This window comes from Streptomyces hazeniae (genome assembly GCF_031845485.1).
Classification (GTDB): domain Bacteria; phylum Actinomycetota; class Actinomycetes; order Streptomycetales; family Streptomycetaceae; genus Streptomyces; species Streptomyces hazeniae.
In genome coordinates, this window is sequence record NZ_JAVREQ010000081.1 from 1 (window position 1) to 712 (window position 712).

General features: G+C 69.0%; 1 protein-coding gene. It reads right to left on the bottom strand.

Annotated features, from left to right (window positions below; genetic code table 11):
- Nucleotides 1-712: condensation domain-containing protein (locus tag RM572_RS28665; protein ID WP_311676293.1), on the bottom strand; the 712-nt coding region annotated here is incomplete at both ends.

Genomic DNA, 712 nt, shown 5'->3' on the forward strand with positions numbered 1-712 from the left:
GTGGTGGTGGCCAGGGGGAGGTCGCGGTCGAGGAGGACGGCGACGGTGTCCCCGCGCGACACCCCGCAGGCACCCAGGTGGTGGGCGAGACGGTTGGCGGCCTCGTCCAGCTCGCGGTAGGTCAGGCTCGCTTCGCCGCACACGAGCGCGGTCAGGTCCGGGTGGCGATGAGCGGTGGCCTGGAAGGCGTGGGTGAGGGTGAGGGGTCCGGTGGTTTCGGGGGTGCGGGTTGCCCTTGCGTGCCAGGTGGTGTGTTCGGCGGGGGTGAGGAGGTTGATGGTGCCGATCGGGTTGTCGGGGTGGGTGGTGGCGGTGGTGAGGAGCCGGGTGAGGCGGTCCAGGAGCTTCTCGACGGTGGTGTGGTCGAAGAGGTCGGTGGCGTATTCGGCGTGACCGGTCAGCCCTGCCGGGCGTCCGTCGGCGTCGGTGTGTTCGGTGACCGCCACCGTCAGATCGAACTTCGCCTCCGCGTTCGCCACCGGAGCCAGCTCTGCGTTCAGTCCTGGCAGTTCGATGTCGGCGGTGGCGTTGTTCTGAAGGACGAGCATGGTCTGGAAGAGGGGGTGGTGGGTGAGGGTGCGGGTCGGGTTGAGGTCTTCGACGAGGGTTTCGAAGGGGAGGTCCTGGTGGGCGTAGGCGGTGAGGTCGGTGTTGCGTACGCGGTTCAGGAGGGTGCGGAAGGTGGGGTTGCCGCTGGTGTCGGTGCGGAGGA